A 24,231-nucleotide genomic window follows, 5' to 3' on the forward strand; every position below is an offset into this window, starting at 1 on the left:
CATCCGACCGCCGCCCTCGCGGCACACTGCACGCGGTTGGACCTGCATCCATTACGGTATCGGCGCATAAGCCTCAACAAAGCTCAACGTGTACGCAGGCAGGGCCGCGCCCGCTTATGCTCGGCGTTCCTCGTTCCTTACACGGCTGACGTTTATGCCACTGTTCAAGACTTCCACGCTCGCCGTTGCACTGGTTGTGGCCCTGGCAGGCTGCAAGCGCAACGCCGAAGACATCGGCACGCCGGCAAACACCGCACCCCAGACATCTGCGACTGCCCCTGCTACCCCGGCAACGCCTGCGTTCGACATCAGCGAACTCGGCCCAGCAGCCAGCGCCTGTCAGAACCTTGACGAATTCGTCAACGGCAGCTGGGCAAGCACCAATCCGATTCCGCCCGATCACACCAGCTGGGGCGTGGACGAAATCCTGTCCGAAAAAAGCAAAGCCATTCAGCGCAACATTGTTGAAACTGCCGCCGCCCAGCCGGGCGAACATCCGACGTCGCTGGAGCAGAAAATCGGCACGCTCTATGCCGCCGGCATGGACGAAGCCGCCATCGAAGCAGCTGGCGCCCAGCCGATCCAGCCACAACTGGACGCCATTGCCGCATTGACGTCCGGCAAGGATGTCGCCGCTTACATCATCAGCCGTCATGGCGAAGGCGATGCGCAGGTGTTCGCATTCGCTGCGGGTGCGGACTTCCACAACGCCGCGATCCAAATCGCCTTTACGCAGGAAGGCGGTCTTGGCCTGCCGACCAAGGACTATTACACCGACGCAGAACACGCGCCCATCCGCGCAGCCTATCTTGCCTATATCGCTAAGTCGTTCGAGCTCACCGGCAGCACCGCCGATGCCGCCAGGACGCAGGCAAAGGATGTCTTGGCACTTGAAACGCGCCTGGCCGCCGCATCGCTGGCACCGGTGGACGCACGCGAACCCAAGAACCAGTACCACCTGCTCAGCATCGCCGAGGCTGACAAGCTCACACCGCATTTTTCCTGGAAGGATTTCTTCGCCGCCCAGGGTGTGGACGCCGGTAGCGGATTCTCGCTGGCACAGCCACGCTTTTTTGCGGCGTTCGACCACGAGCTGGCCAGCGCACCCGTTGCGCAGTGGCAAGCCTACCTGCGCTTCCACGCCATCGATGGCGCCTCTTCGCGACTCAGCAAGGTTTTTGTCGACAACCAGTTTGCCTTCTACGACGAGACCCTGTCCGGGCAGCCGGAACAGCCGCCGCGCTGGAAGCAAGTCCTGCACGCGGTCAATGGCGCAATGGGCGAAGGCGTGGGTCAGCTCTACGTCGCCAAGGTGTTTACGCCCGAGGCCAAACAGCGCGCCGGCGAGCTGGTGGACAACGTCCGCGCCGCGCTCAAGACGCGCATCGAGAACGTCGACTGGATGAGCGCGGAGACCAAGGCCAAGGCCATCGCCAAGTGGAACACCTTCCTGCCCAAGATCGGCTATCCGGATACCTGGCGTGATTGGTCCGGGTTGGAGATCGTCCCCGGCGCGTATTACCGCAATCTGCAGGCAGCGGCCAAGTTCAACTATCGCTACGACATCGCGCAGATCGGTAAACCGACTGACCGCACACGTTGGCAGATGACCCCGCAGACGGTCAACGCGTACTACGACCCTGGCACCAATTCGATCAATTTCCCTGCGGGAATCCTGCAGCCACCGTATTTCGACGCCGCCGCAGACGATGCATTGAACTATGGCGGCATTGGCGCGGTGATCGGTCACGAGGCCAGCCATGGGTTCGACGACGAGGGCAGCCAGTTCGATGGTGCAGGCAACAACGTCAACTGGTGGACGGCCGAGGATCGACGCAAGTTCGAGCAGCGCAGCGCGCAGTTGGTCAAACAGTTCGATGCCTATACCCCACTGCCGAAACACCCGACGCTGCACGTCAACGGCAAGCTCACCCTTGGCGAAAACATCGCCGACCTGGGCGGCACCAACGTGGCCTACGACGCGCTGCAGACCGCCCTGCATCAGCATCCCGAGCGGGCAAAGGCGATCGACGGCTACAGTCCCGAGCAACGTTTCTTTCTGGCTTTTGCGCGCAGCTGGCGTCAACGCGTGCGCGAGCAACAGCAGATGGTCGCCCTGGCCTCGGATCCGCACGCGCCAAGCATGCTGCGCGCCATCGCCTCTCCCGCCAACATGCCGCAATTCGCCACTGCCTTCGCCTGCAAGCCGGGCGATGCGATGGTGCGGCCCGACAAGGACCGCGTGGTGATCTGGTAAGCGCGGCTGCAAGCGCTCCGTTGCTGGACCCACTGCATAGGCCCGCTCACGCGGGCCTATCGCATTCGTTGCAAACGGCCGGTACCGATGACAGACGACAGCGCGTACGTGTCTGTGCAGCAAGCTGCCTTGATCACCCGGCACCTTGGGTTGGCCACTCTTGTTCTCGATGCCGCCATCGGCACGCTGACCTTCGCTCCTCGTTGGGTCGCCGTTTTCTTGCGGGTATCGGCCATTGCCGCCAGGTACCGCCAGCCCTGCACTCCTCCCACCAGGTACGCTGCAGCCGCTGCGTGAACCGCGGCTGCCAGCAAAGCCTCAACAAAGCTCACCGCATGCGCTCGCAAGGCCGTGCCCGCTTACGCTGGGTGCTCTTTCACCCGACTGAGCTTCCATGTCACCGATCAAGACCTCTACGCTCGCTCTGGCACTGGTTGTGGCCTTGGCGGGCTGCAAGCGCGAAGCCGACGACAGCAGCAAGCCGGCGCAACCGGCTGCGCCGACGCGCGCATCGGCAACCGCCGCCACAACGAAACCCTCGTTCGACATCAACGAGCTGGACACGGCAACAAGCGCTTGCCAGAACCTGGATACGTTCGTCAACGCCAAATGGGCCAAAGCCAATCCGATTCCAGCCGACCGCACCAGTTGGGGCATGTTCGACGCACTAACGGAAAAGAGCCTGGTCACGCAGCGAGAGATCGTTGAAAGCGCCGCGAAGCAGGCAGAAACGCAAACCGACCCGCTTGCACGCAAACTTGGTCTGCTTTACGCCACGGGGATGGACGAAGCCGCCATCGAGGCGGCGGGAGACCTGCCGATCCGTCCGCAGCTGAAAGCCATTGAAGCACTGAAATCCGCCAAGGATGTCGCCACCTACATCACCAGCCGCTATGCGGAGGGCGATGGCAATGTCTTCGAGTTCGGCGCGAGCGCGGACTTCCACAAGGCAGACCAGCAAATCGCCTTTGCCAGCGAAGGTGGCCTGGGCCTGCCGACCAAGGACTACTACACCTCCGCCGAATACGCTCCCATCCGTGCGGCCTATCTGGCCTACATCGCCAAGTCGTTCGAACTCACCGGCAGCGATGCCGACGCGGCCAAGGCGCAAGCCAAGGACGTGATGGCACTGGAATCGCGACTGGCTGCCGCCTCGCTTACCCCAACCGATGCACGCCAACCCAAGAACCAATACAACTTCGTCAGCGTTGCCGAGGCGAACAAGCTCACCCCGCACTTTTCATGGAAAGACTTCTTCGCCGCGCAAGGCGTGGATGTCGGTGCAGGCTTCTCGCTATCGCAACCGCGCTTCTTCGCGACGTTCGACCAGCAATTGGCCAGTGCGCCGATCGCACAGTGGCAGGCCTACCTGCGCTTCCATACCATCGACGCGGCATCCAGACAGCTCAGCAAGGCATTCGTCGACAACAACTTCGCCTTCTATGGCAAGGCCCTGTCCGGACAACTGGAGCAACGCCCACGTTGGAAACGCGTGCTGCGCGCAGTCGACGGAGCCATGGGCGAAGGCCTTGGCCAACTCTACGTCGCCAAAGTCTTCACGCCCGAAGCCAAGCAACGCGCAACCGAATTGGTCGACAACGTGCGTGCAGCGCTCAAGACGCGCATCGAAAACGTCGACTGGATGAGCAACGAAACCAAAACAAAGGCGCTTGCAAAGTGGGAGGCCTTCCTGCCCAAGATCGGCTATCCGGACACCTGGCGTGACTGGTCGGGGCTGGAGTTCGTTCCCGGTGCCTACTACCGCAATCTTCAAGCCGCTGCCAAGTTCAATTATCACTACGATATCGCCCAGATCGGCAAACCCACCGATCGCAAGCGTTGGTCGATGCCTCCGCAGACGGTCAATGCGTACTACAGCCCAAGTACCAACACCATCAATTTCCCGGCCGGCATCCTGCAACCGCCGTTCTTCGATGCCAACGCCGACGACGCCCTGAACTATGGCGCCATCGGCGCGATCATCGGACACGAAGCCACGCATGGCTTCGACGATCAAGGCAGCCAGTTCGATGGCGCCGGCAACAACGTCAATTGGTGGACTGCGCAGGATCGCAAGGCATTTGAGCAACGTGCAGACGGCTTGGTGAAGCAGTTCGATGCCTATGTTCCCTTGCCCAGCCACCCCAACATGCATGTCAACGGCAGACTCACCCTGGGCGAAAATATCGCCGACCTGGGCGGTATCAACATTGCCTACGACGCGCTGCAGACCGCACTGCGTCAGCACCCCGAGGGCGTTGCGACTATTGACGGGTACAGCCCCGAGCAGCGGTTTTTCCTGGGCTTTGCGCGTAACTGGCGTGGACTCACACGCGAGCAGCAACAGCTGGTCTACCTCGCGAGCGACCCCCACTCACCCGACAATCTGCGGGCCATCGCCGCACCTTCGAACATGCCGCAGTTCGCCGCCGCGTTTGCGTGCAAACCTGGCGACGCGATGGTGCGGGCTGAGAAAGACCGCGTGGTGATCTGGTAGGCGCTGCGCCAGGCACTACCTGCAAACGCTTCCAACACGATAGCTACACGCACAGGCCCGCACTCGCGGGCCTGTCGCATTCATGCAAACGGCCGGTACCGATGACGAACGGCGGCGGGCGCCCGCCTGTGCGAGGCGCAGCCTTGCTAAACTTCGCCGACTTTACTCTGGCCACCCTTCTTCTCGATGCCCACCATTCGCCCGCTTGCCCTCGCTCTTGGCTTCAGCCTGATCACGCTGCTGTCCGCCCCCGACGCCGACGCCGCTCGCAAGAAGAAGGCAGCTCCCAAGGCCCCGGCCGTGTCTGCGGCCTGCACCAATTTCTACGACTACGCCAACGCCAGCTGGCTCAAGGCCAACCCGGTGCCGCAGGCCGGCGCCGTGACCGCGCTGGGCCAGCTGTCCGAGCGTGCCCTGCAGCAGCAGCGCGAGCTGCTGGACGCGTCGATGAAGACGCCGCAGGGCAACGTGCAGAAGCTGCTGGGCGACTTCTGGGCCAGTGGCCTGGATGAGGCGGCGGTGGAGAAGGATGGCTCCAATCCGATCGCTCCCTTGCTGTCGCGCATCGACGCAATCAAGAAGGCCAAGGATGTGCCCGCTTCGATCGCCGCACTGCATCAGGTCGGCATCCCGGTCGGCTTCAACTTCGGTCCGGACGTGGACCTGAAGGCGCTCGACCGCCACATCGGCTACTTCATGCAAGGCGGCATGGGCCTGCCGGACCCGGCGTTCTACACCCGCACCGATGCCGATACCCAGGCGCTGATGGGCCGCTACCGCGCCTACGTCAAGCAGATCCTGGCGCTGACCGGTACCCCGGCCGACAAGCTCGACGCCGATGCCGCCTCCGTGCTGCAGATCGAAACCGCGCTGGCGCGTAGCGCGCAGTCGGTACAGGGCATCAACAACCCGTTCAACAACTATGCGCCGATCGCCACCAAGGAACTGACCAAGCAGTACAAGAACCTGCGCCTGGCCGACTTCCTGGAAGCGCAGGGCGTCAAGGACGACCTGGTGTCGATGGCCGACCCGGCGATGTTCAAGCAGCTCGACAGCATGATCGTCAGCATCAAGCCGGAGCAGTGGAAGGCCTACCTGCGCTGGCGCGTGGGCGATGCGATGGCGCCGTACCTGTCCAAGAGCTTCCACGATGCCGAATACCAGTTCCGCGGCCGTCTGCTGCGCGGTGATGCGATGCCGCCGCAGCGCTGGCAGCAGGTGCTGGACGCCATCAACGTGGCCGCCGGCCCGATGCTGGGTCGCGAATACGTCGCGCGCTACCTGAGCAGCGACACCCGCCGCCAGGCCGAGGCCATTGCCGACCAGGTGCGCGATGCGCAGCTGGCCGCGCTGGAGCGTACCGGCTGGGGCAATGGCGAAGCCGTCGCCGAAGCCAAAGCCAAGCTGGCCGCGATGAAGATCGAAGTCGGCGCACCGCGACGCGATCTGGACTACACCGTGCAACCGATGGGCCGCGGCAGCTTCGGCGGCAACATGCTGATCGCCTCGACCTGGCGTCACCGCGAGGAAATGAAGCGCATCGGCAAGGGCAACGCAGACCGTCGCTGGGACGTGCTGCCGCAGCAGCCGGCAGTGGCCTACGACATCGCGCAAAACCGCCTGATCGTCACCGCTGCGGTGTTGCAGGCACCGGTGCTGACCACCGGCGGCACACCGGCGGCCCAGTACGGCGCTTACGGTGCGCTGGTCGCGCACGAACTCACCCGTGCGATCGATGCCAAGGGCTCGCTGGTCGACGCCAAGGGCGAGCTGCGTAGCTGGTGGACACCTGCCGAAAAGAGCAGCTGGACCGAGCTGACCGGCAAGGTGGCCAACCAGTTCGCCGCCTACCCGTACCCGGGCGTGCCCAACGTCAAGGTCAATGGCGCGCAGACCGCCGAAGAGAACCTGGCCGATCTGGCCGGCGTCGAACTGGCCTGGCAGGCCTTCAGCAAGGCGCAACCGGCAGCCACCGAAGCCGACAAGCAGGCGTTCTTCACTGCCTGGGCCGGCCTGTGGGCACAGCAGTTGTCGCCGAACGAAGCGGTGCAGCGCGCAAGCGCCGACATCCGCGCACCGGGCCAGTGGCGCACCAACGGCCCGCTGTCCAACCTGCCGGAGTTCGGTGCAGCCTTCACCTGTAAGGCAGGCCAGCCGATGCAGCGCGTGGACGCAGAGCAGATCAAGATCTGGCGCTGAGTCCCGATACGATCGGCAATACAGATCGGCAATAAAAAAGAGCGCGGATTCCGCGCTCTTTTTTTGTCCCAGATATCCGTGACGGAAAATGCTTGCTCTGCTTTTCCTGCTTGCTCTGCTTTTCCTGCTTGCTCTGTTTTTCCTGCTTGCTCTGCTTTTCCGCTTGCTCTGCTTTTCCGCTTGATCCGTTTTGGGTTGATTTGCGTTTTGCTCAAACCGTCGTTGCTTGATCTGCCTTTCGCCTGATCTGCCTTTCGCCTGATCCGCTTTTAGCTCGATTCGCCTTCTGCTAGACCCGCTTTCTACCTAGCCAAGCCTCTCTCCGGACCTGCATTTCAGCCAACTCGTTGCCTAATCCGCTGGTCGCTAGATCCACGATTGCCTTATCTGCTGCGGCCGCGACAAGCCGTCCGCCACCCTGCTCTCGTAGGAGCGGCCCTGGCCGCGATGCGGCCTTACCGGCCACCTTTAATCGGGCCTAGGGTCACTCCTACAACTCATGCCGACCCGGCAAACCGTCGCCCGACTCAGCGCACCACGCGCAGCGGCGGCTTGCGTCCCTTTCCGCCGCCACCCTTACGACCACCACTACCACCAAACGGCGACTGACCGCGCCAGTAGCGGATCATCAACCAGCCGAACAGCATGCCGCCCAGGTGCGCAAAGTGCGCCACGCCCGGCTGCCAGCCGGTGGCGCCGAGAAACAGTTCGATCGCGCCGAACACGATCACGAACGTGCGCGCCTTCATCGGGATCGGCGGAAATAGCAGCATCACGCGCTGCGTCGGGAACAGCATGCCGTAAGCCAACAAAAGTCCGAACACGCCACCGGAAGCGCCCACCACCGGTGCACCACTCTGGGTAAACCACGCCATCAGCAGCTGACAGAGACCAGCGCCAGCCACGCACACCAGGTAGTAGGTCAGAAAACGTTTCTGCCCCCAGGTCTGTTCCAGCGGCGCGCCGAACATGAAAAGCGCCAGCATGTTGAAGAACAGATGGTTGAAACCACCGTGCAGAAACGCGTAAGTCAGCAACTGCCACGGCATGAAGCTGGCGCCGGGCGAGAACGCATCGAACCCGTTCGAAATTGGCCACAGCATGAGCCACGACAAGGTGGAGTCGGATGGCAACACCCCCGCCCCCAGATCGCCCAAGGCCCACTGCAGCAAGAACAAACCGATATTGGCGATCAACAGTGCTTTGGTGACAGGCGGCAATTGAGGCATGGCGGCATTCCTTCTGAATGCTGTCGATGATAACGGCAGCGTTATGAAGGACCCCACACGGCCGCATCCAGCCGCTGCGCGGCCGTGGCGCGGCGTACCCGCCCCTGCACCACCGGCACCCCCTCGGAACGCAGCCGCTGGCACTGCTCGTCGTAACCGGGCGATCCCGGCGGCAAGGCAATCCGGCCATCGCTACGAAGCACGCGATGCCAGGGTAGATCCGGGTCGTCATTGCCACTGAGCACACGCGCCACCATGCGCGCACGCCCAGGCAACCCGGCACGCGTAGCGACCTCACCGTAGCCGGCAACCTGACCGGCAGGAATGGCGCGAATGACGTCAAGAATGCGCAGCCGTGCCTGCTCGCCTGAGAGCGCTACTGGCTTTTGAGAGGCAGGCGCTGCGAAGTTGGCAGATGCAAATGGACGCAACGCGGGCTGGCGAGGTTTGGACATCCGGCAAGAATGCCAGCTGACGTGACTAAGGACAGCTAACAGCACGACTGTGCTCACCGCCAGGCGGGCGCGGCCGGTGCTCAGTGCGGCATGTGCCACTCCGTACACTCCGGTTCTAAACGCGCCGTCCGCACCCACCTGACGACGGCTCGCGACGTTCTTTGAGCCGCCCTAAATGACAGCAGGGCCACGGGGCTTCTGCGACCAAGCGCGTTGCCCGATGCTTTCACGACGTAAGAATTCAAAAGCCCCTCTCCCGCTGGGAGACCGGTTGGAGTGAGGGTACGGGCGACGCCACGCAGAGCCGAGCAAACAAGGCATCAAGCAATGCGCAACATTGAAAGCTGCGGCATAACAACCCATCTCTTCGGAAAAAACTCAAAAGTGCCTCTTCCGCTGCGAGAGCGGTTGGAGTGAGGGTCGGTGCGAAGCCCTGGACATCCAAACAGCAAAACGCCCCAAACCCGGCGCTACGTCGCATGAGCACATGGTCGGTATCGCCAAGCGCAGCGTCAGCGTTGCCTAAGCACACTTACTGACCAACCGTGCCCCCCAATCGCACTTCCCGCCGGAGGGGGCCTAATTGCGTTTCACGCTTCGCCTTCCGCTTCCACGTAGCGCTCCGCCTGACTTCCCTGCGCCGCTTCCATCCCTTCCCGCACGCCACTGCAGACGCTGTCGTTCATTGCGCAACACACGCCCACACATCAATGCATCAACACGATCTCTTCCGACGACGTGGGATGGATCGCCACCGTCTCGTCGAAGTCGCGCTTGGTCGCGCCCATCTTCACTGCCACGGCAAAGCCCTGCAGTATTTCGTCGGCGCTTTCGCCCAGCAGGTGCACGCCGACCACGCGCTCTTCCTCGCCCACGCAGATCAGCTTGAACAGGCTGCGTTGCGGCGCGTCGGCCAGGGCATGCAACATCGGCCGGAAGTTGCTGCGATACACGCGTACCGTGCCGTCGTAACGCGCGCGTGCCTGCTCTTCAGTGAGTCCGACATGGCCGAGCGGCGGATGCGAGAACACCACGCTCGGCACGCTGTCGTAGTCCATGCGCGCATCCGGTTGATTGCCGAATAGCCGATCCATCAATTTACGTCCGGCGGCAATCGCCACCGGCGTCAGCCCGACCTTGCCGCCAACATCGCCGATTGCATGGATGTTCGGCACACTGGTGGTCTGAGCATCGTCCACCACTACTTCGCCCTTCTCGCCCAGCGCCACACCCACCGTATCCAGACCCAGGCCTGCGGTATTGGCGCGTCGGCCAATGGCGAAGAACACCTTGTCGAACACGTCGTTGCCCTGCTCGCGCGGGTGCGCCGGATGGCCATGCACGCGCAGCCCGCCCTGCGCATCGCGTTCCAGGCCGGTGGTGGTGAAACCGAAATGCAGGCGCACTCCCAAATGGCGCAGGTTGTCGGCCAATTGCAGCGTCAGTTCCGCATCGAAACGTTCCAGCAACCGGTCGCCCTGCACATAGAGATGCACGCGACTACCCAGTGCCTGCAGCAGGCCAGCGATTTCCACCGCGATATAGCCACCGCCGATAATCGCCACGTGCGCAGGTGCATGACAGAGATTGAAAAAGTCGTCCGAGACTTCGCCGTGTTCGGCGCCTTCCACGTTCGGGCGTAGCGGATGCGCACCGGTTGCGATCACGATGTGCTCGGCCGTCACCGGCACCCCATCCTCCCCCATGAGCGTATGGCGGTCCTGCAACACGCCACGTTGCGGAATCAGCACCACGCCGTCTTCATCGAGTCGACGCCGATAACTGGCGTGGATGTTGGCGATATAGCCCTGCCGATGGGTGACCAGTTCCTGCCATGCCAGCGTCGGTCGCGGCACATCGAAACCGAGCGCACTGGCGAGCTCGATCTTGCCAGCCAGATCGGCCGCCAACCACATCGCTTTTTTCGGCACACAACCAAGATTGACGCAGGTACCGCCCAATTCATTAGGTTCCATGATCGCCACGCGTGCGCCGTACTTTGCCGCGCGAAATCCGGCCGCCAGGCCGCCGGAACCGCCACCCAGAATCACCACGTCGTAGTCGTAGCGCGCACTCATGCAAGACGCTCCGAGTGGCAAAGGTGGAGCTCGCGCGCAGGCAGGCGGCGCGTCATCGGGTTAGTCATTGGTTGTTTGCTTTCAGTCCTGACACACAATCAGCTTAGCGTGAGGCAGCGGATCATTCGGTGAATATGCTGCCGAACTCCTCTTCGATCTTGTCTGGATCTCCGCCAATCTTCCGGAATGGGTCCTTGCTCCGGTAGGTGTTGACGACAGTGTTCTCGATGTTTGGGAAATTTTTTTCGAGGAATTCGCACGGCAGATGCGTCGCCCAGAAATTCCGCAGCGTTTCGCTCCTGAGGCCGTCCCAACCTTCCAGCTTGTTTTTGCCTTCGAAGCGCACCGAACGTAGCGTTGCGAGCTGCGAAAGTGATGAAACGTCGCCCGCAATACGACAGGAGACGAACTGCAAGACTTCAAGTGACTTGTAACGTGCAATCTCAGCGATATTCTTGATCGTTGACGCGATCAGGAAAAGCTTTCGGATAGGCCGGTCGTCGAACACGTGAAGCGACCCACTCAACCCGTGGATGGACAGACGCGAAAGCCTGGCCCAACTGCCGTTGAGCGAATGAAGCGTATTGCTTTTCCACGCAAGGTTTTCCCATGCTTCCAGCTTGGGAAAAAGCATTGGCAGCACAGGTCCAAACGATACCCCATGCGTCGTCAGCGCCTTGACATTCTTAAAGGTTTTGAACACGTCATAATCGAAGTCGTCGGCAAAGGCGCCTTCGCCCTGTATGCCGATCTCGACAATCGCGTCGCGTTTTTTCACCTTGCCAAAATCCGGGGAAAAATGCGCTTTCAGCTCGCCCTGCACGACGTCCTCAGGCGCGATCGAAAATCCGTCGCACGCATACGTATCGATGAGTTGGCTGTATTTTTCGAAGCCGCTCTTGTTGAACAACGCAATCCTGCGCGACGGTCCGTAGGATTTTTCCTGGATGATGACCCAAGGGCCCTCCATCAGGTTCTCCATCGTGCGCTCATCGGCCTCGAATAGAATTTCCACCATCCAGCTTTCTCCTTTCATCGAACCCAGCATGCGCACAACATACGCGCATCAGCGTGTGCGCTATTGCGCGCGCGTGTCGCCGCGCCACATCGGCGGCACCCGCAGATAGGTCACGCTACGCCACAGCCATTCAATCGGCCCGAAGCGGAACCAGCGCAGCCACAGCTGGCTCATCACCACTTGCAAGGCGAACAGCCCTACCGCGAATGGCAGTTGCCACACCCGCGGCAGCTGCTCGAAATATCCCAGCCCGTAGCCGTAAAACATCCAGGTACACAGCAACGACTGCAGCAGGTAGTTGCTCAACGCCATGCGACCGGCCGGCGCAAGCCAGGCCAGACGCGCAGCAAAGCGGACCACCCATGCGGCGTAGCCCAGGCTCATCAGCGGACCGGCCACCAACGCCAGCGCAAACGCGCCGGACAGGCGCATGCTCAACCGCGCCGGGTCCATCCAGGGTTCCATGGCATAGCTCAGCAACATCACGCCCAACCCAAGCGGCAAGGCGCCGTAACGCAGCACACGGAACAGCCGCGGGAAGCGTTCGGGCGCGGCAATCGCGCCGCTGCGCACGAACCAGCTGCCCAGCAAAAACATGCCGAGCATGGCCGGGCCGTTGATGCTCAGCCCGCTCATCGCTTCGCGCAGGTCATGCCAGCGCTGCGTGGTGGCCTGCAGATAGGTGCCGTGCCCAAGTGCGGCGCGCTGCGCCTGCACGTTGGCCACAGCCTGCTGCGCAACATCGGCCATGGCCGTTTTCCACTCCACTGCCGAAGCCGGGTCGGCCTGCATCAGCGCACCCGCAGCGCCGTACAACAGCACCAGGGCCGGCGCGCACAGGTAGACCAACGTGGCAAGCCACGGCAGCGTCACCGTCGGCGCATTGCGGGCGCCCAGCAGCAACACTGCCAGCATTGCGTACGTCACCAGAATGTCGCCGGACCACAGCAGCAGCGCGTGCGCCAGACCGATGACCAGCAAGCCGGCCGTGCGGCGCAGATACATGCCAAAAAACCCGCGTCCGGTGCGTTCGGCGCGTTGGGCCATCACCGCAAACCCCATGCCGAACAGCATCGAAAATAGCGTGTAGAACTTGCCCTGCACAAAGATGTAGACCAGCGCATCGGCAACGCGATCGGCGCCGTGCCAATGCGGCTCCACGCCGCTGAGCGCCAGATCCAGCGGGCCGACGAAGGCCTCGATGTTCATCAGCAAGATGCCGAGCAACGCAAAGCCGCGCAGGACGTCCAGCACGACGATGCGCTCGCTCGCGGCAGTGGGAAACAGCAGATCGCGGTGTGTCATCGCAGCTCAGGCAACCGGATGCGGCGTGGCGCGCCGCAGAAAGCAGACGGCCCGCCGAAGGGGCGGGCCGTCAGGAAGACAGACATCACTGGCTGCGGCCAACACCAGGTTACGCATCATCGCCAACCCGCTGTGGGTGGCATGCCGCCCTCAGCGTGCACGCGCGGTGTGCGCTGGTTGCCACGGCTGGGCGTACCCGGCCAGTGGCCACGCAGCGGTGCTGATCGTCGCGCTTAGTGGTGATGACCGCCGTCGCCGTGCACGTGCCCGTGATCGCGCTCTTCCTGCGAGGCTTCGCGCACTTCGATGATTTCCACATCGAAATGCAGGTCCTTGCCGGCCATCGGGTGATTGAGGTCGACGTCGACCACGCTCATGCCGACCTTCTGCACGGTGACCGCGCGCGGGCCGAAGTTGGTCTGCAGCACCACCTGGGTACCCGGAATCAGCTTGGTCGCGCCGAAGTGCTTCTTGGGCACGCGCTGACTCAGGCCTTCGCGGTATTCGCCGTAGGCCTCGGTGGCCTTGACGTCCACGCCGAAGCTCTCGCCGGCTTCCTTGTCCATCATGGCCGCTTCCAGGCCCGGAATGATGTTGCCGTGGCCGATCATGATCGCCAACGGGTCACGCTCCTTGGAGCTCTCGATCGGCTCCTGGCCAATCTCCGAAACGGTGTAGTGGAAGCGGACGACGCTGTCTTTTTCGATCTTCATGCCTGACTCTGAATGGGCTGCCCGGTGGCAGACGGTGGAAGACGGCTTGTCGGCCGCCGGGTGCGCCGCCATCATGGCGACCTTTCGAACCGCCCATTATCCCGGCTCCATGCATATCACGCCAGTTTTCGCCGCCCGCGCACATCGCGCCGCGGCCTGTTTGTTGCTGGGCCTGCTCCTGCTGGGCGGTTGCGCGCAGGCACCGGTTAAACGTCCGGCCGCTTCGCCGCCGTCGTCACGCGTGTGGCCGCAGGTACCGCCTGCAGATCCGGCTGCTGCCAACAACATCCTGATGCGCGCCCTGGGCCTGGTCGGCACGCCGTACCGGTTCGGCGGCAACACGCCGGAAACCGGTTTCGACTGCAGCGGCCTGGTCACTTATGTCTACAAGGATGTGCTGGCGCTGTCGTTGCCGCGCACCTCGCGCGACCTGGCCGCAATTCAGGGCCCGCGGATCGCGCCCGAGAAGCTGGCGACCGGGGATCTGGTGTTCTTTGGCGCCGGCGGGAGCGTGAGCCACGTCGGTATTTATGTCGGTGAAGGCCGCTTTGTGCATGCCCCGACCACCGGCGGTACGGTCCGCTTGGATTTCCTCGATGGCGCGTACTGGCGTGACCATTATTCAGGTTCAAAGCGGGTTTTACACTAAAATGTGACGTGCATCACAAGTAATAAAACGGAAATTTAACTTTTTTTGAACGTAACGATTCGTTCACCAAGGCATCATCCCGCATCGACAGCAGAATTGTGATTCCCGCGTGACGAACGACGAACAGATCAAAACTGGCGCCGCACCGCTTCCGCTCCGGAAACCGCTCCGCCTGCTATGCGCTACCGCTCTCTGGATTGCCGCACTGCCCGCTCTGGCGCAGACCGCCAATACCCCCCCATCCGCTGCACAGACGACCACGCCAGACAGCGCCGTCGCCGCCGAGAAAGCCGCAACCCGCAGCCGTGCTGACGCCGCTGCCACCGCTACGCTGGCCGCCCTGCTTCCGCATCTGGCCGCCAATGATGCCATTCCGCTGATGGACCGCTCGGCGATGTTCGCCGGAGACCTCAGCCGCCTGCTCGCCAATTACGATGTCTCGCAGAGCGCGGCCAATGCTGCGCAGAACGCAGTTGCCGACAGCCGCGTGCAGGTGATCCTGCAGCGTGCCATGGCCCTGCTCGGCACCCCGTACGTCTGGGGCGGCGAGTCCACCGAGGGCTTCGATTGCAGCGGCCTGGTCGGCTACGTCTTCAAGACCGCACTCGGCATCGACCTGCCGCGCGTCTCGCGCGACATCGCCCGTGACGAATCGGCCGAACTGATCAAGGACCCGAACGCGTTGAAGGCCGGCGATCTGGTGTTCTTCGGCAAGCGTGGCCGCATCGATCATGTCGGCCTGGTGGTCGGCGACGGCAAGTTCCTGCACGCGCCCAGCCGCGGCAAGGACGTGCGCGTGGATTCGCTGGCCAGTGGTTACTGGAGCGAGAAGTTCATCCAGGCGCGCCGGGTGCTGTAAGCCTGAGTGCCTCAAACGATTAAAAGAAAGCCGCGGCGAACCCGCGGCTTTCTTTGTACGTCGTCATCGAAACGGTCATGTGACTGCCCTGTGGCAGCCGCTACTGCCAACGCTTCGGCAACTGGGCCTGATAAGCGCTCGCATGACAGCGCGCGCTGTCCGCGGCACTGCGCGAATGGGTCCGGACACCCGCCTGCGCTTAGCCCGACGTATCGGCCCTGTAGTGCGCCATGGTGTCCTCGATGCCCTTGCTCAGCTCCATCACCTTGAGTGCGTACTCGGCCAGGCGCTGATCTTCGGGCGTGTCCGGCCGCCAGGAGGGGACTTCCACCGGCGTGACGCCGTCCGGATCCATCGCCACGAACACGATGATGCAATGGGTACACAGGCGCGAATCGCCGCCCATCGGGCTGCGCGCACGCACATCGATGGCGAAATGCATGCTGCTGCGCCCGGTGTAGACCAGCTTGGCCGACACCGCAACCAGATCGCCGATCCGTACCGGCGCCACAAAGCGGATGCCGCCTACCGCCACCGTCACGCAGTAATGCCCGCTCCAGCCACTGGCCGCAGCAAAACCGACCTGGTCGATCCACTTCATCACCACGCCGCCATGCACCTTGCCACCGAAGTTGACGTCGCTGGGCTCGGCCAGAAAACGAAATGTCAGATCACGCTGTTGGCCAATCACTGCACGCTCTCACCAGGGGATAGGCTGAAAGTGTGCCATGCGCGCGCGTTGAAGGGATTGGCCCCGCGCACGCGGATGCGCTGACGGAAAGCGCGGCCCTGCGGCTGCCTTGCAGGTCTCACACCCGCCGCACGTGATGACGAGACTCATACACACCGTAGGCGCGTCCCCCCAGGACTTCGCGCGTGCTCGCTTACGCGCTCCGGAGCGGCCAGATCCTGGCCGACCACCGGTGCCTGGACAAATCGCACATCTGCAGCAAAGCGCGTGCAAGCCTGATCGAAAGTCACTTACTCTCGGCATCCGGGCAAGGCTGCCCGCAGCAGGAGGCAACGCGTCATGTCGGACCGAAGACGATTCACCATCGAGCATGCAAGGCAGCATCTGGAACGCGACGGTTGGCCGCGCTTGCAGATGAGCGCCATCGTGTTGACCACGGCAACAGGCGGGCTGCTGGCCTCGTTCCTGCTGCGCAATGCCGGCGTCGATGCGATGGTGGTGCGTTACCCGATGGCGACGCTGGTCGCCTATGGCCTGTTTCTGCTGCTGATGTGGGCATGGCTACGCTGGCGCAACGACCTAGACGATGAATTGGCGGGCGACTGCGTCGACCTCGCCAGCAGCGAGACGCAGGACGCCTCGGGATGGGCCGGCCACGGCGGCAGCTCCAGCGGCGCGGGTAGGTCCGGCACATGGAGCACGCCATCCCGATCCAACTCGAATGTTTCGGGGGACGGCGCACTGCCGGACTTCGTCGATGGCGAAGCCGGACTGCCGATCTTGGCGATAGTGGCTGTGCTGGCCGCCGCCGCAGTCGCAATCGTTGCTGCCGCCTGGGTGGTGTGGTCGGCGCCGGTGTTGATGGCTGAGCTTCTGGTGGACGCGGCGCTCGCAGGTGGGCTGTATCGACGCATGCGCGGCGTGCAGGCGCAAGGCTGGTGGTGGTTATGCGTTCGCCACACGCTGTGGCCGCTGATCGGCGTGCTGACGTTTTTTATCGTGGTCGGCGCGGTCGCGCAGCACAAGGCGCCGCAAGCGACGACGTTGATGGAGGCCCTACAAGGGCGATGACGCCAGCGAGCTACCGCCCCTGGTTGTCCTGCTTGCGAAGACACAACCACGGAAAATGCGGTTGCCGCAGTTTGAGCAGGCGGCGCACACGCGCACGCAGATGGCGCGGATCGAACAGCCATTGCACTGCGAACGTGTCGAAGGCGGCATAGGTGTGCTGGTGGTATTGCTCGGCCAATGCAGGAACACCAAGGCCGGTGAAATAACGCAGGCTGCGTGCAGCGCTTTGGTCGGCACGCTGCCGATCTGGATACAGGGGGCTGTCGAGGATGTGCAACTCGCCGCCGTCGCGCAGTTGCGCAAGCAGGTGACGCACCAAGGCCGCAGGATCGGCAAAATACTGGATGCATGCCGGCACCACGATGACATCGAAGACATCGTGTGGCAGCGCCAGGGTCTGGATATCGGCAGCGACAAAACTCAGCCGTTGGTCGTGGCCGAACACGCGCGCGGCCTGCATGAGCTCGGTGCGATTGACGTCGATACCGCACACGTCACGCTGTAGGGACTGCGCCAACAGTTGGGATAACCAGCCATTGCCACACCCCAGTTCGAGAATGGCACCCTCGCCTGCACCCTCGCTTGCGCGTGCTTGCAGATGCTGCACCAGCAACCTGCTGGACAGCGCGCGCACCTGCCATTCGAGGCTGGCACCAAGCTTGCCGCTGGGGCGCGGCAGGCTGCGGACCTGCGCATCGGTATATAGCCGGCCTTCCTTGCGCCGCACCTCCAGATAGCGATCCTCGAACGGATCCTCGGCAAGCGTGCGTTGAACGAACACGCCGGCCACGCTGTCCAGCGCGGGCAGTTGCGCCAGGCGCTCACGCAACACGGGAAATGCAACCGTCATGCGTGCAGCTCAGCGCAGCGGCTTGGCGCTGTCGGCGGGCGGATCTTCCAGCCCCACGTTGGTGGATGCCGACTCATAGACCGTTTTATCCAACAAACCGGTTTCCTTGGCTACCAGCACCGGCACCAGCATCTGCCCGGTAACGTTGGTCATCGTGCGCATCATGTCGAGGATGCGGTCGATGGCATACAGATACCCGATCACTTCCAGCGGCAGGTTGGCCGCGCTGAGCACCACGGTGGCCATGATCACTGCGGTGCCCGGCACACCGGCGGTGCCGAAGCTGCCCAGCACCGAGGCGATCAGCACCACGAAGTATTGATTGGCCGTCAACGGCACGCCGGTGTATTGGGCGATAAACACCGCACACAGCGCCGGATAGATCGCGCCGCAGCCGTCCATCTTGATGCTGGCGCCCAGCGGCACCGCAAACGCGGCGTAGTCCTTGCTGACGCCCAGGTTGTGGGTGATCGAACGCATCGCCACCGGCATCGCGGCAAAGCTCGACGAACTGACGAAGGCCACCTGCATACCAGGCGCTGCACCACGGAAGAACTTCCACGGGTTGAGCCCGTGCACCAGCAACAGGCTGCTGTAGACCACCAGGATATGGATGGCGCAGGCCACATACAGCGCGAGCACGAAACTGCCGAACGGCAGCAACTTTGCGAAGCCATAGCTGCCGACCAGGCCGGCAATCAGGCCGAAGGTGCCGAGCGGAGTCATCTCCAGCACGAAGCGCGTCACCTGGATCATGATGTCGCTCAGTTGCCCGGTGAGCTTGCGCGCCTCGGCCACCCGCTCGCCAAGCTTGACCATCGCAAAGCCGAGCAACGCGGCAAAGAAGATCACCGGCAGGATCGACCCGCGCCCGGCCGCCAGCACGGTTTCGCCGGCCGCGTTGGTCTTGGTTCCGATGCCGGTCAGTGCGTAGAACGGGTTGGACGGCACCACGTCCAGCAACACCTGGATCGGGCTGGGCACATCGCGCGGCTTCCACGCCGAGTCCACACTCAGGCTGAAATGCCCGGCGCCCGGCTGCATGAGCGTGCCCACCGCAAGGCCGACGCCGACCGCCAGCGCGGCGGTGATCACGAACCACAGGAAGGTGCGCCCGCCGAGCGCAGCCACCGACTTTTGCCCGTGCAACGACGAGATCGCATTGATCACCGCGAAGAACACCAGCGGGATCGCAATCATCTTGATCAGGGTGACGTACAGATCGCCGAGCGGGCCAAACCACACCTCGGCCGCCGGGCCCATCGCCGCACCGGCAATCGCGCCGAGAACGAAGCCGGCCACCACGCGCTGCCAGAACGGAATGCGCAACCAGGCCGCAACCAGTCTCATGTCGTCGAATCATCCGGGGGGAGAGTGCATGCACCTTAGCGCAGGCCTGGCTTGCCCGCGAGGCCACGACTGGAACAGCAGCGTGTCATCTGTGCGACGGACACAGGCCGGCATAATGGGCGCTGATTCAGTCACGAGTTCGAACCCGATGCGTTACCGCCTGCCTGCTCTCGCCGCCCTGACCACACTGTGCGTGGCCGCCTGCGCCTCCACTGCCGGAACCACCGCGTCCGCACCCGCCGCCATCCGCGTGGACGTGCCGCCGGTGACGCACCCGGCCGGCGAGACCCCGCAGTGGTGGTACCGCTCCGGCGCCGCACGTGCGGCCGGCAACGGCGCCATGGCCGGCAAGGCACGCAACGTGATCCTGTTCCTGGGCGACGGCATGAGCCTGACCACGGTGGCAGCCGCGCGCATCCTGGACGGCCAGCGCAAGGGCGGGCCGGGCGAAGAGAACCTGCTGTCGTGGGAGCAGTTCCCGGCCACCGCCTTCAGCAAGACCTACAACACCGATTCGCAGACGCCGGATTCGGCCGGCACCATGACCGCGATCACCACCGGCGTGAAGTCGCACATGGGTGCGATCGGCGTCAGCAGCGGCAACCGCAGCGACTGCGCCGACAGTTTGAACAAGGGGCTGTTGAGCTGGTTGCAGTTGGCCGACAGCGCCGGCATGGCGACCGGTGTGGTCACCACCACCCGTCTCACCCATGCCACCCCGGCAGCGACCTACGCGCATTCGCCGGACCGCAACTGGGAAAACGATACCGACCTGCCCGAGGCGGCGCGCGCGGCCGGCTGCCAGGACATCGCCCAGCAGCTGTTGTCCACCGCACGCTACGGGCGCGGCCCGCAGGTGGTGCTCGGCGGCGGCCGCAGCCAGTTCCAGACCGTGCAGGAGCGCGACCCGGAATACGACGACAAGGTCGGCCTGCGCCTGGACGGCCGCGACCTGGTCGCCGAATGGAAGCAGGCGCATCCGCAAGGTGCGTACGTCTGGAACGAGCAACAGCTGCAGGCCGCTGCCGGCGCCCCCGCGCTGTTGGGCCTGTTCGAGCCGGACCACATGCAGTTCGACCACGACCGCAATCGCGGCCCGCAGGGCGAGCCCAGCCTGACCGAGATGACCCGCACCGCGATCCAGTCGCTGTCGCGCGACCCGAATGGTTTCGTGCTGATGGTCGAAGGCGGCCGCATCGACCACGCCAACCACGCCGGCAATGCCTACCGCGCGCTCGACGAAACCGTCTCGCTATCCGACGCGGTGCGCGCCGCCGTGCAGACCGCACCGGCCGACACCCTGATTATCGTCACCGCCGACCATTCGCACACGCTCAACTTCGTCGGCTACCCGGTGCGCGGCAACCCGATCCTGGGCAAGGTGCGCGGCACCGGCGGCGAAGAAGGCGACCGCAGCCAGTTGGCCACCGACCTGGCCGGCCAGCCCTACACCACCCTCAGCTACGCCAACGGCCCCGGCCACACCGGCGCGACCAACGCACAGCCGGCCGGCCCGAAGAAGTACCCGCACGAGCCCAGCAGCAGCGAGCCGGCCCACGGCCGCCCCGACCTCACCCATGTCGATACCGAAGCGCCCAGCTACATGCAGGAATCGCTGGTACCGACCAAGTCCGAAAGCCATGGCGGCGAAGACGTCGGCATCTGGGCCACCGGCCCGGGCAGCGCGGCATTCCGCGGCACGCTGGAAGAGAACGTGATCTACCACGTCATCGTGCAGGCCACCCCGCGTCTGCGCGAGCGCCTGTGCAAGGCCGGCACCTGCGACAACGCCGGCGTCCCGGTGCAGTTGCCCACGCCGACCACGTTCGAGGCGGCGGCGAAGCGTTGATGTGCAGATGGCGGCGCAGTGGCGGCTGGGGGGCATGCGATCAGCGCCACCGTGCCGGACACGTCTGCCGCATGGGCGGACCGCGTCTCGCATGACGTACGGCGATGTGATCTTTTCGCGGCATCGGCACGTGGTTGCCAATGCGCCACGTGCTGCGATGAGCATGACATGGACATGGACATGGACGTGGATGTGGACGTGGATGTGGACGTGGATGTGGACGTGGATGGAGCGTCGATGTTCCCAAGCCGCGCGGTGCGGTCCACGGTTCGCAACTGTTCGCGTACATCGGTGGTTTGCCCATCCAGCACTGTTCCGCATCGATTGAGCACCCGGTGACCGACACACCGCCCCTGCTGCCCGCTATCCCACCCGGCCCGGTGCTGATCGCCTACAGCGGTGGCATGGATTCGGGCGTGTTGCTGCACGCGCTGGCGGCCACGCCGGCGTACCGCGATCGCGGCGTGCATGCGCTGCACGTGCATCACGGCCTGCATGCCGATGCCGATGCCTGGGCCGCACATTGCCAGCGCACCTGCGAGGCGCTACAGGTGCCGCTGCACATCGTGCAGGTGCAGGTCGCGCGCGATAGCGGTCTGGGGCTGGAAGCAGCCGCACGCCAGGCGCGCCACGCCGCCTTTGCCGACCTGCTCGCACCCGGCGAGTGGCTGGCGCTGGCCCACCATCGCGACGATCAGGCCGAAACGTTTTTGCTGCGCGCACTGCGTGCATCAGGCCCGGACGGCTTGGCGGCCATGCGTGCGCAGCGCCCGTTTGCCGCCGGCACGTTATGGCGCCCATTGCTGGCCCATCCGCGCGCCGACCTGCACGCCTATGCACGCCTGCATGGCTTGCACTGGATCGACGATCCCAGCAACGCCGATGCCCGCTACGACCGTAATTTCTTGCGCACGCAGGTGCTGCCGTTGCTGCAGCAACGCTGGCCGCAGGCTGCCGCTGCGCTGGCACGCAGCGCGCAGCTGAGCGTCGACGCCAGCGATCTGCTGCAGCATGACGATCAGGCCATGCTGCCCGGTCTGATGACCGCAAGCGGCGCACTGGACCTGCACCTGCTGCGTGCACAGCCGGTCACACGCCGGCCGCGCTTGCTGCGTGCGTGGTCCACCGCGGCCGGTGCACCGCCGCTGCCCGCGCAGGGCGTGGTTGCGCTGGAACGGGAAATCGACATCCACGCACCGGATCGCCAAGCCTGCTTTGCCTGGCAGCAGGTCGAAGTGCGGCGCTGGCGGCATTGCCTGTACCTGCTTCGTCCAACACCGGCATGGCCGGCGCAGTGGTCCGCGCAGTGGGATGGCGCGCAGCCCTTGCTGTTGCCCGATGGCGCACAGCTGTACTTGCATGGCCGCTCAGGGCTGCGCTTCGCGCACCCGCTGCTGGTGCGTGCCCGACACGGTGGGGAGCGCATCGCGCTACCGCAACGCACGCATTCGCATCGGCTCAAGCATGTGCTGCAAACGGTCGATCTGCCGCCGTGGCACCGCGATCGCCTGCCGATTCTGTGGGCCGACGACCAGGTGCTCGCCGCCGGCGATCGCATCGTCTCCGCTGCATTGACGGACTGGCTGCTGGCCAATGGCGCACGTCTGCAGTGGCGCGTCGACGCCGACGCGAATTGACCCGCCTGCGCGCGCGCCGCACACTTTAGCGATGGCCAAGAAGTCCTTGAACGAAACATCCCCGGTTGCCCGCTTCGAACAGTCGCTGGAAGAACTCGAGCAACTGGTGCAGAAAATGGAAGTCGGCGACCTGAGCCTTGAACAATCGCTCAGCGCCTACGAACGCGGCATCGGCCTGTACCGCGATTGCCAGCAGGCGCTGGAACAGGCCGAACTGCGCGTCCGTCTGCTGACCGACCCGGCCCGTCCCGAGCTTGCCGAAGCCTTCGAGCCGCCGTCGCTGGACGGCGGCTGAGGTGAGTCCCGCGCTGTTCGAACACTGGATCGCTCGCACCGAACGCAGCCTCGACGCAGGCTTGCCAAGCGCCACGCTGGCACCGCAGCGTCTGCACGCAGCGATGCGGCACGCGGTGCTGGGCGGTGGCAAACGCATGCGGCCGCTGCTGGTGTATGCCACCGGTGCGCTGTTTGGCGCCGGTGAAGACACGCTGGACACCCCCGCCGTAGCGGTCGAACTGATCCACGCCTATTCGCTGGTGCACGACGATCTGCCGGCGATGGACGACGACGCGCTGCGACGCGGCCAGCCCACCGTGCACATCGCCTTCGACGAGGCCACCGCCATCCTGGCCGGCGATGCACTGCAGACCCGCGCCTTCGAACTGCTGGCCACCGCGCCAGTCAGCGCCGAGCTGCGCGTGGGCTGGTTGCAGAGCCTGGCCACTGCGGCCGGTGCGGCGGGCATGTGCGGCGGCCAGGCCCTGGATATCGATGCCACCGGTCAGTTGCAACCGCTGGATGCGCTGCAACGCATGCATGCGCTCAAGACCGGCGCACTGATTCGCGCCGCAGTGCGCATGGGCGCGTTGACCGGCAGCGCCGCGCCGGCCGACCAGCAGCGCGTGGACGACTTTGCCGATGCGCTGGGCCTGGCCTTCCAGGTGCGCGACGACATCCTGGATGTGGAATCGAGCTCGGCGCAGCTGGGCAAGACCGCCGGCAAGGACGCCGCGCAATCCAAATCCACCTACCCGGCCTTGCTCGGCATGGACGGCGCCAAAGCCAAGCTGGCCGAGCTGGCGACCCGCATGCACGACGTGCTGCAGCCTTATGGCCCACCGGGTGAAACCCTGGCGACCCTGGGCCGGTTTGCGGTGGACCGCGCCCACTAGGCGTGGCTAACCACGCTTAGCGAGCCGCCGCCGCCAGGGTGCGATCGGCGCGCGGGCAGTGGAGAACGCACAACGCCGTGCCAGATCACGGCACTGCAAGACGGCAACGCATTCAGAGCGGATGCCGCACGCACCAACCCCACCCTCAACTTCGCCTCGCGCAACAGGTTTGCGCATTCCGTGCGCCACCGCACGGTCGAGTGCCTGGGTCCATTCAGGCAACAGGGGAGCCTGATCACAGAACGACACATTGGTCAGTAGCGTTTGTGTCAGTCGGCGACACACAACTAGCGTCGTTTTATAACCAACCACACACTTTATTGCTGAATTATCTACACCAGTGATGTATTTG

At 64.1% G+C, this 24,231-nt stretch carries 19 protein-coding genes and 1 other RNA gene; 11 read left to right on the forward strand and 9 right to left on the reverse strand.

Translation table 11 applies throughout. The annotated features are described in order from the left end of the window. Positions 1-154: 154 nt before the first annotated feature. From ABQU90_RS06565 to ABQU90_RS06575, 3 genes are all read left to right on the forward strand, one after another. On the forward strand, positions 155-2,257 hold the full coding sequence (locus ABQU90_RS06565) for a M13 family metallopeptidase (protein ID WP_323521203.1): 2,103 nt from the start codon (positions 155-157) through the stop codon (positions 2,255-2,257). Between the two features lie 394 nt (positions 2,258-2,651). Beyond that, a complete protein-coding gene (locus ABQU90_RS06570) occupies positions 2,652-4,754 on the forward strand; it encodes a M13 family metallopeptidase (protein WP_323521204.1) in 2,103 nt (700 codons plus the stop codon). 186 nt (positions 4,755-4,940) lie between these two features. After that, the gene (locus ABQU90_RS06575) at positions 4,941-6,953 is read left to right on the forward strand and encodes a M13 family metallopeptidase (RefSeq protein WP_115528434.1); all 2,013 of its coding nucleotides are present in this window, start codon (positions 4,941-4,943) and stop codon (positions 6,951-6,953) included. 527 nt (positions 6,954-7,480) lie between these two features. Here the strand turns inward: ABQU90_RS06575 and ABQU90_RS06580 are convergent. Next, positions 7,481-8,182: a rhomboid family intramembrane serine protease gene (locus ABQU90_RS06580; RefSeq protein WP_055849991.1), complete on the reverse strand. Its 702-nt coding sequence runs from the start codon at positions 8,180-8,182 to the stop codon at positions 7,481-7,483. Between the two features lie 41 nt (positions 8,183-8,223). After that, positions 8,224-8,637, reverse strand: coding sequence for an MGMT family protein (locus tag ABQU90_RS06585; protein ID WP_323521205.1), 414 nt, complete (start codon positions 8,635-8,637; stop codon positions 8,224-8,226). A gap of 90 nt (positions 8,638-8,727) precedes the next feature. On the opposite strand from ABQU90_RS06585, the gene ABQU90_RS06590 reads away from it, so the two are divergent. After that, positions 8,728-8,805: non-coding RNA, sX9 sRNA (locus tag ABQU90_RS06590), on the forward strand. A 539-nt stretch (positions 8,806-9,344) separates the two neighbouring features. On the opposite strand, the gene gorA is transcribed toward ABQU90_RS06590, so the two are convergent. The 4 genes from gorA to ABQU90_RS06610 form a co-directional block, all read right to left on the reverse strand. Further along, positions 9,345-10,715 carry a glutathione-disulfide reductase gene (gene gorA / locus ABQU90_RS06595; protein ID WP_323521206.1) on the reverse strand — a complete coding sequence of 457 codons (1,371 nt, stop codon included), beginning with the start codon at positions 10,713-10,715 and terminating at the stop codon, positions 9,345-9,347. 121 nt (positions 10,716-10,836) lie between these two features. Continuing rightward, positions 10,837-11,751 (reverse strand): hypothetical protein, encoded by a 915-nt coding sequence (locus tag ABQU90_RS06600; RefSeq protein WP_323521207.1) that lies wholly within the window; start codon positions 11,749-11,751, stop codon positions 10,837-10,839. Positions 11,752-11,793: 42 nt separating this feature from the next. Further along, the gene (locus tag ABQU90_RS06605) at positions 11,794-13,038 is read right to left on the reverse strand and encodes a DUF418 domain-containing protein (protein WP_323521208.1); all 1,245 of its coding nucleotides are present in this window, start codon (positions 13,036-13,038) and stop codon (positions 11,794-11,796) included. Positions 13,039-13,271: 233 nt separating this feature from the next. Next, positions 13,272-13,751 (reverse strand): FKBP-type peptidyl-prolyl cis-trans isomerase, encoded by a 480-nt coding sequence (locus ABQU90_RS06610; RefSeq protein WP_055849982.1) that lies wholly within the window; start codon positions 13,749-13,751, stop codon positions 13,272-13,274. Here ABQU90_RS06610 and ABQU90_RS06615 point away from each other — a divergent pair. Further along, entirely contained in the window at positions 13,750-14,400 is a 651-nt protein-coding gene (locus ABQU90_RS06615) for a C40 family peptidase (protein ID WP_323521209.1), read from the forward strand. The genes ABQU90_RS06610 and ABQU90_RS06615 overlap by 2 nt on opposite strands. Positions 14,401-14,509: 109 nt before the next feature. Beyond that, complete coding sequence (locus ABQU90_RS06620) at positions 14,510-15,259, forward strand: C40 family peptidase (protein WP_055849980.1); 750 nt, start codon at positions 14,510-14,512, stop codon at positions 15,257-15,259. Between the two features lie 199 nt (positions 15,260-15,458). Here the strand turns inward: ABQU90_RS06620 and ABQU90_RS06625 are convergent, their stop codons facing one another. Next, positions 15,459-15,950 carry an acyl-CoA thioesterase gene (locus ABQU90_RS06625; protein WP_055849978.1) on the reverse strand — a complete coding sequence of 164 codons (492 nt, stop codon included), beginning with the start codon at positions 15,948-15,950 and terminating at the stop codon, positions 15,459-15,461. 339 nt (positions 15,951-16,289) lie between these two features. Here ABQU90_RS06625 and ABQU90_RS06630 point away from each other — a divergent pair, with 339 nt between their 5' ends. Further along, positions 16,290-17,021: a hypothetical protein gene (locus ABQU90_RS06630; protein WP_323521210.1), complete on the forward strand. Its 732-nt coding sequence runs from the start codon at positions 16,290-16,292 to the stop codon at positions 17,019-17,021. A gap of 10 nt (positions 17,022-17,031) precedes the next feature. On the opposite strand, the gene ABQU90_RS06635 is transcribed toward ABQU90_RS06630, so the two are convergent. Beyond that, positions 17,032-17,871, reverse strand: a complete 840-nt coding sequence (locus ABQU90_RS06635) for a class I SAM-dependent methyltransferase (RefSeq protein ID WP_323521211.1) — start codon at positions 17,869-17,871, stop codon at positions 17,032-17,034. Between the two features lie 9 nt (positions 17,872-17,880). Further along, entirely contained in the window at positions 17,881-19,221 is a 1,341-nt protein-coding gene (locus tag ABQU90_RS06640; protein ID WP_115513372.1) for a dicarboxylate/amino acid:cation symporter, read from the reverse strand. 115 nt (positions 19,222-19,336) lie between these two features. Between ABQU90_RS06640 and ABQU90_RS06645 the strand changes: the two genes are divergently transcribed. The 4 genes from ABQU90_RS06645 (at position 19,337) to ABQU90_RS06660 (ending at position 23,879) form a co-directional block, all read left to right on the forward strand. Continuing rightward, a complete protein-coding gene (locus ABQU90_RS06645) occupies positions 19,337-21,070 on the forward strand; it encodes an alkaline phosphatase (protein ID WP_323521212.1) in 1,734 nt (577 codons plus the stop codon). Between the two features lie 335 nt (positions 21,071-21,405). Continuing rightward, positions 21,406-22,707, forward strand: a complete 1,302-nt coding sequence (gene tilS, locus ABQU90_RS06650; protein WP_323521213.1) for a tRNA lysidine(34) synthetase TilS — start codon at positions 21,406-21,408, stop codon at positions 22,705-22,707. Positions 22,708-22,738: 31 nt separating this feature from the next. Next, the gene (locus tag ABQU90_RS06655; RefSeq protein ID WP_005995187.1) at positions 22,739-23,002 is read left to right on the forward strand and encodes an exodeoxyribonuclease VII small subunit; all 264 of its coding nucleotides are present in this window, start codon (positions 22,739-22,741) and stop codon (positions 23,000-23,002) included. Between the two features lies 1 nt (position 23,003). Next, positions 23,004-23,879 carry a polyprenyl synthetase family protein gene (locus ABQU90_RS06660; RefSeq protein ID WP_115528444.1) on the forward strand — a complete coding sequence of 292 codons (876 nt, stop codon included), beginning with the start codon at positions 23,004-23,006 and terminating at the stop codon, positions 23,877-23,879. Positions 23,880-24,231 lie beyond the last annotated feature (352 nt).

The organism is Xanthomonas sp. WHRI 10207 (genome assembly GCF_040202975.1).
Taxonomy (GTDB): domain Bacteria; phylum Pseudomonadota; class Gammaproteobacteria; order Xanthomonadales; family Xanthomonadaceae; genus Xanthomonas.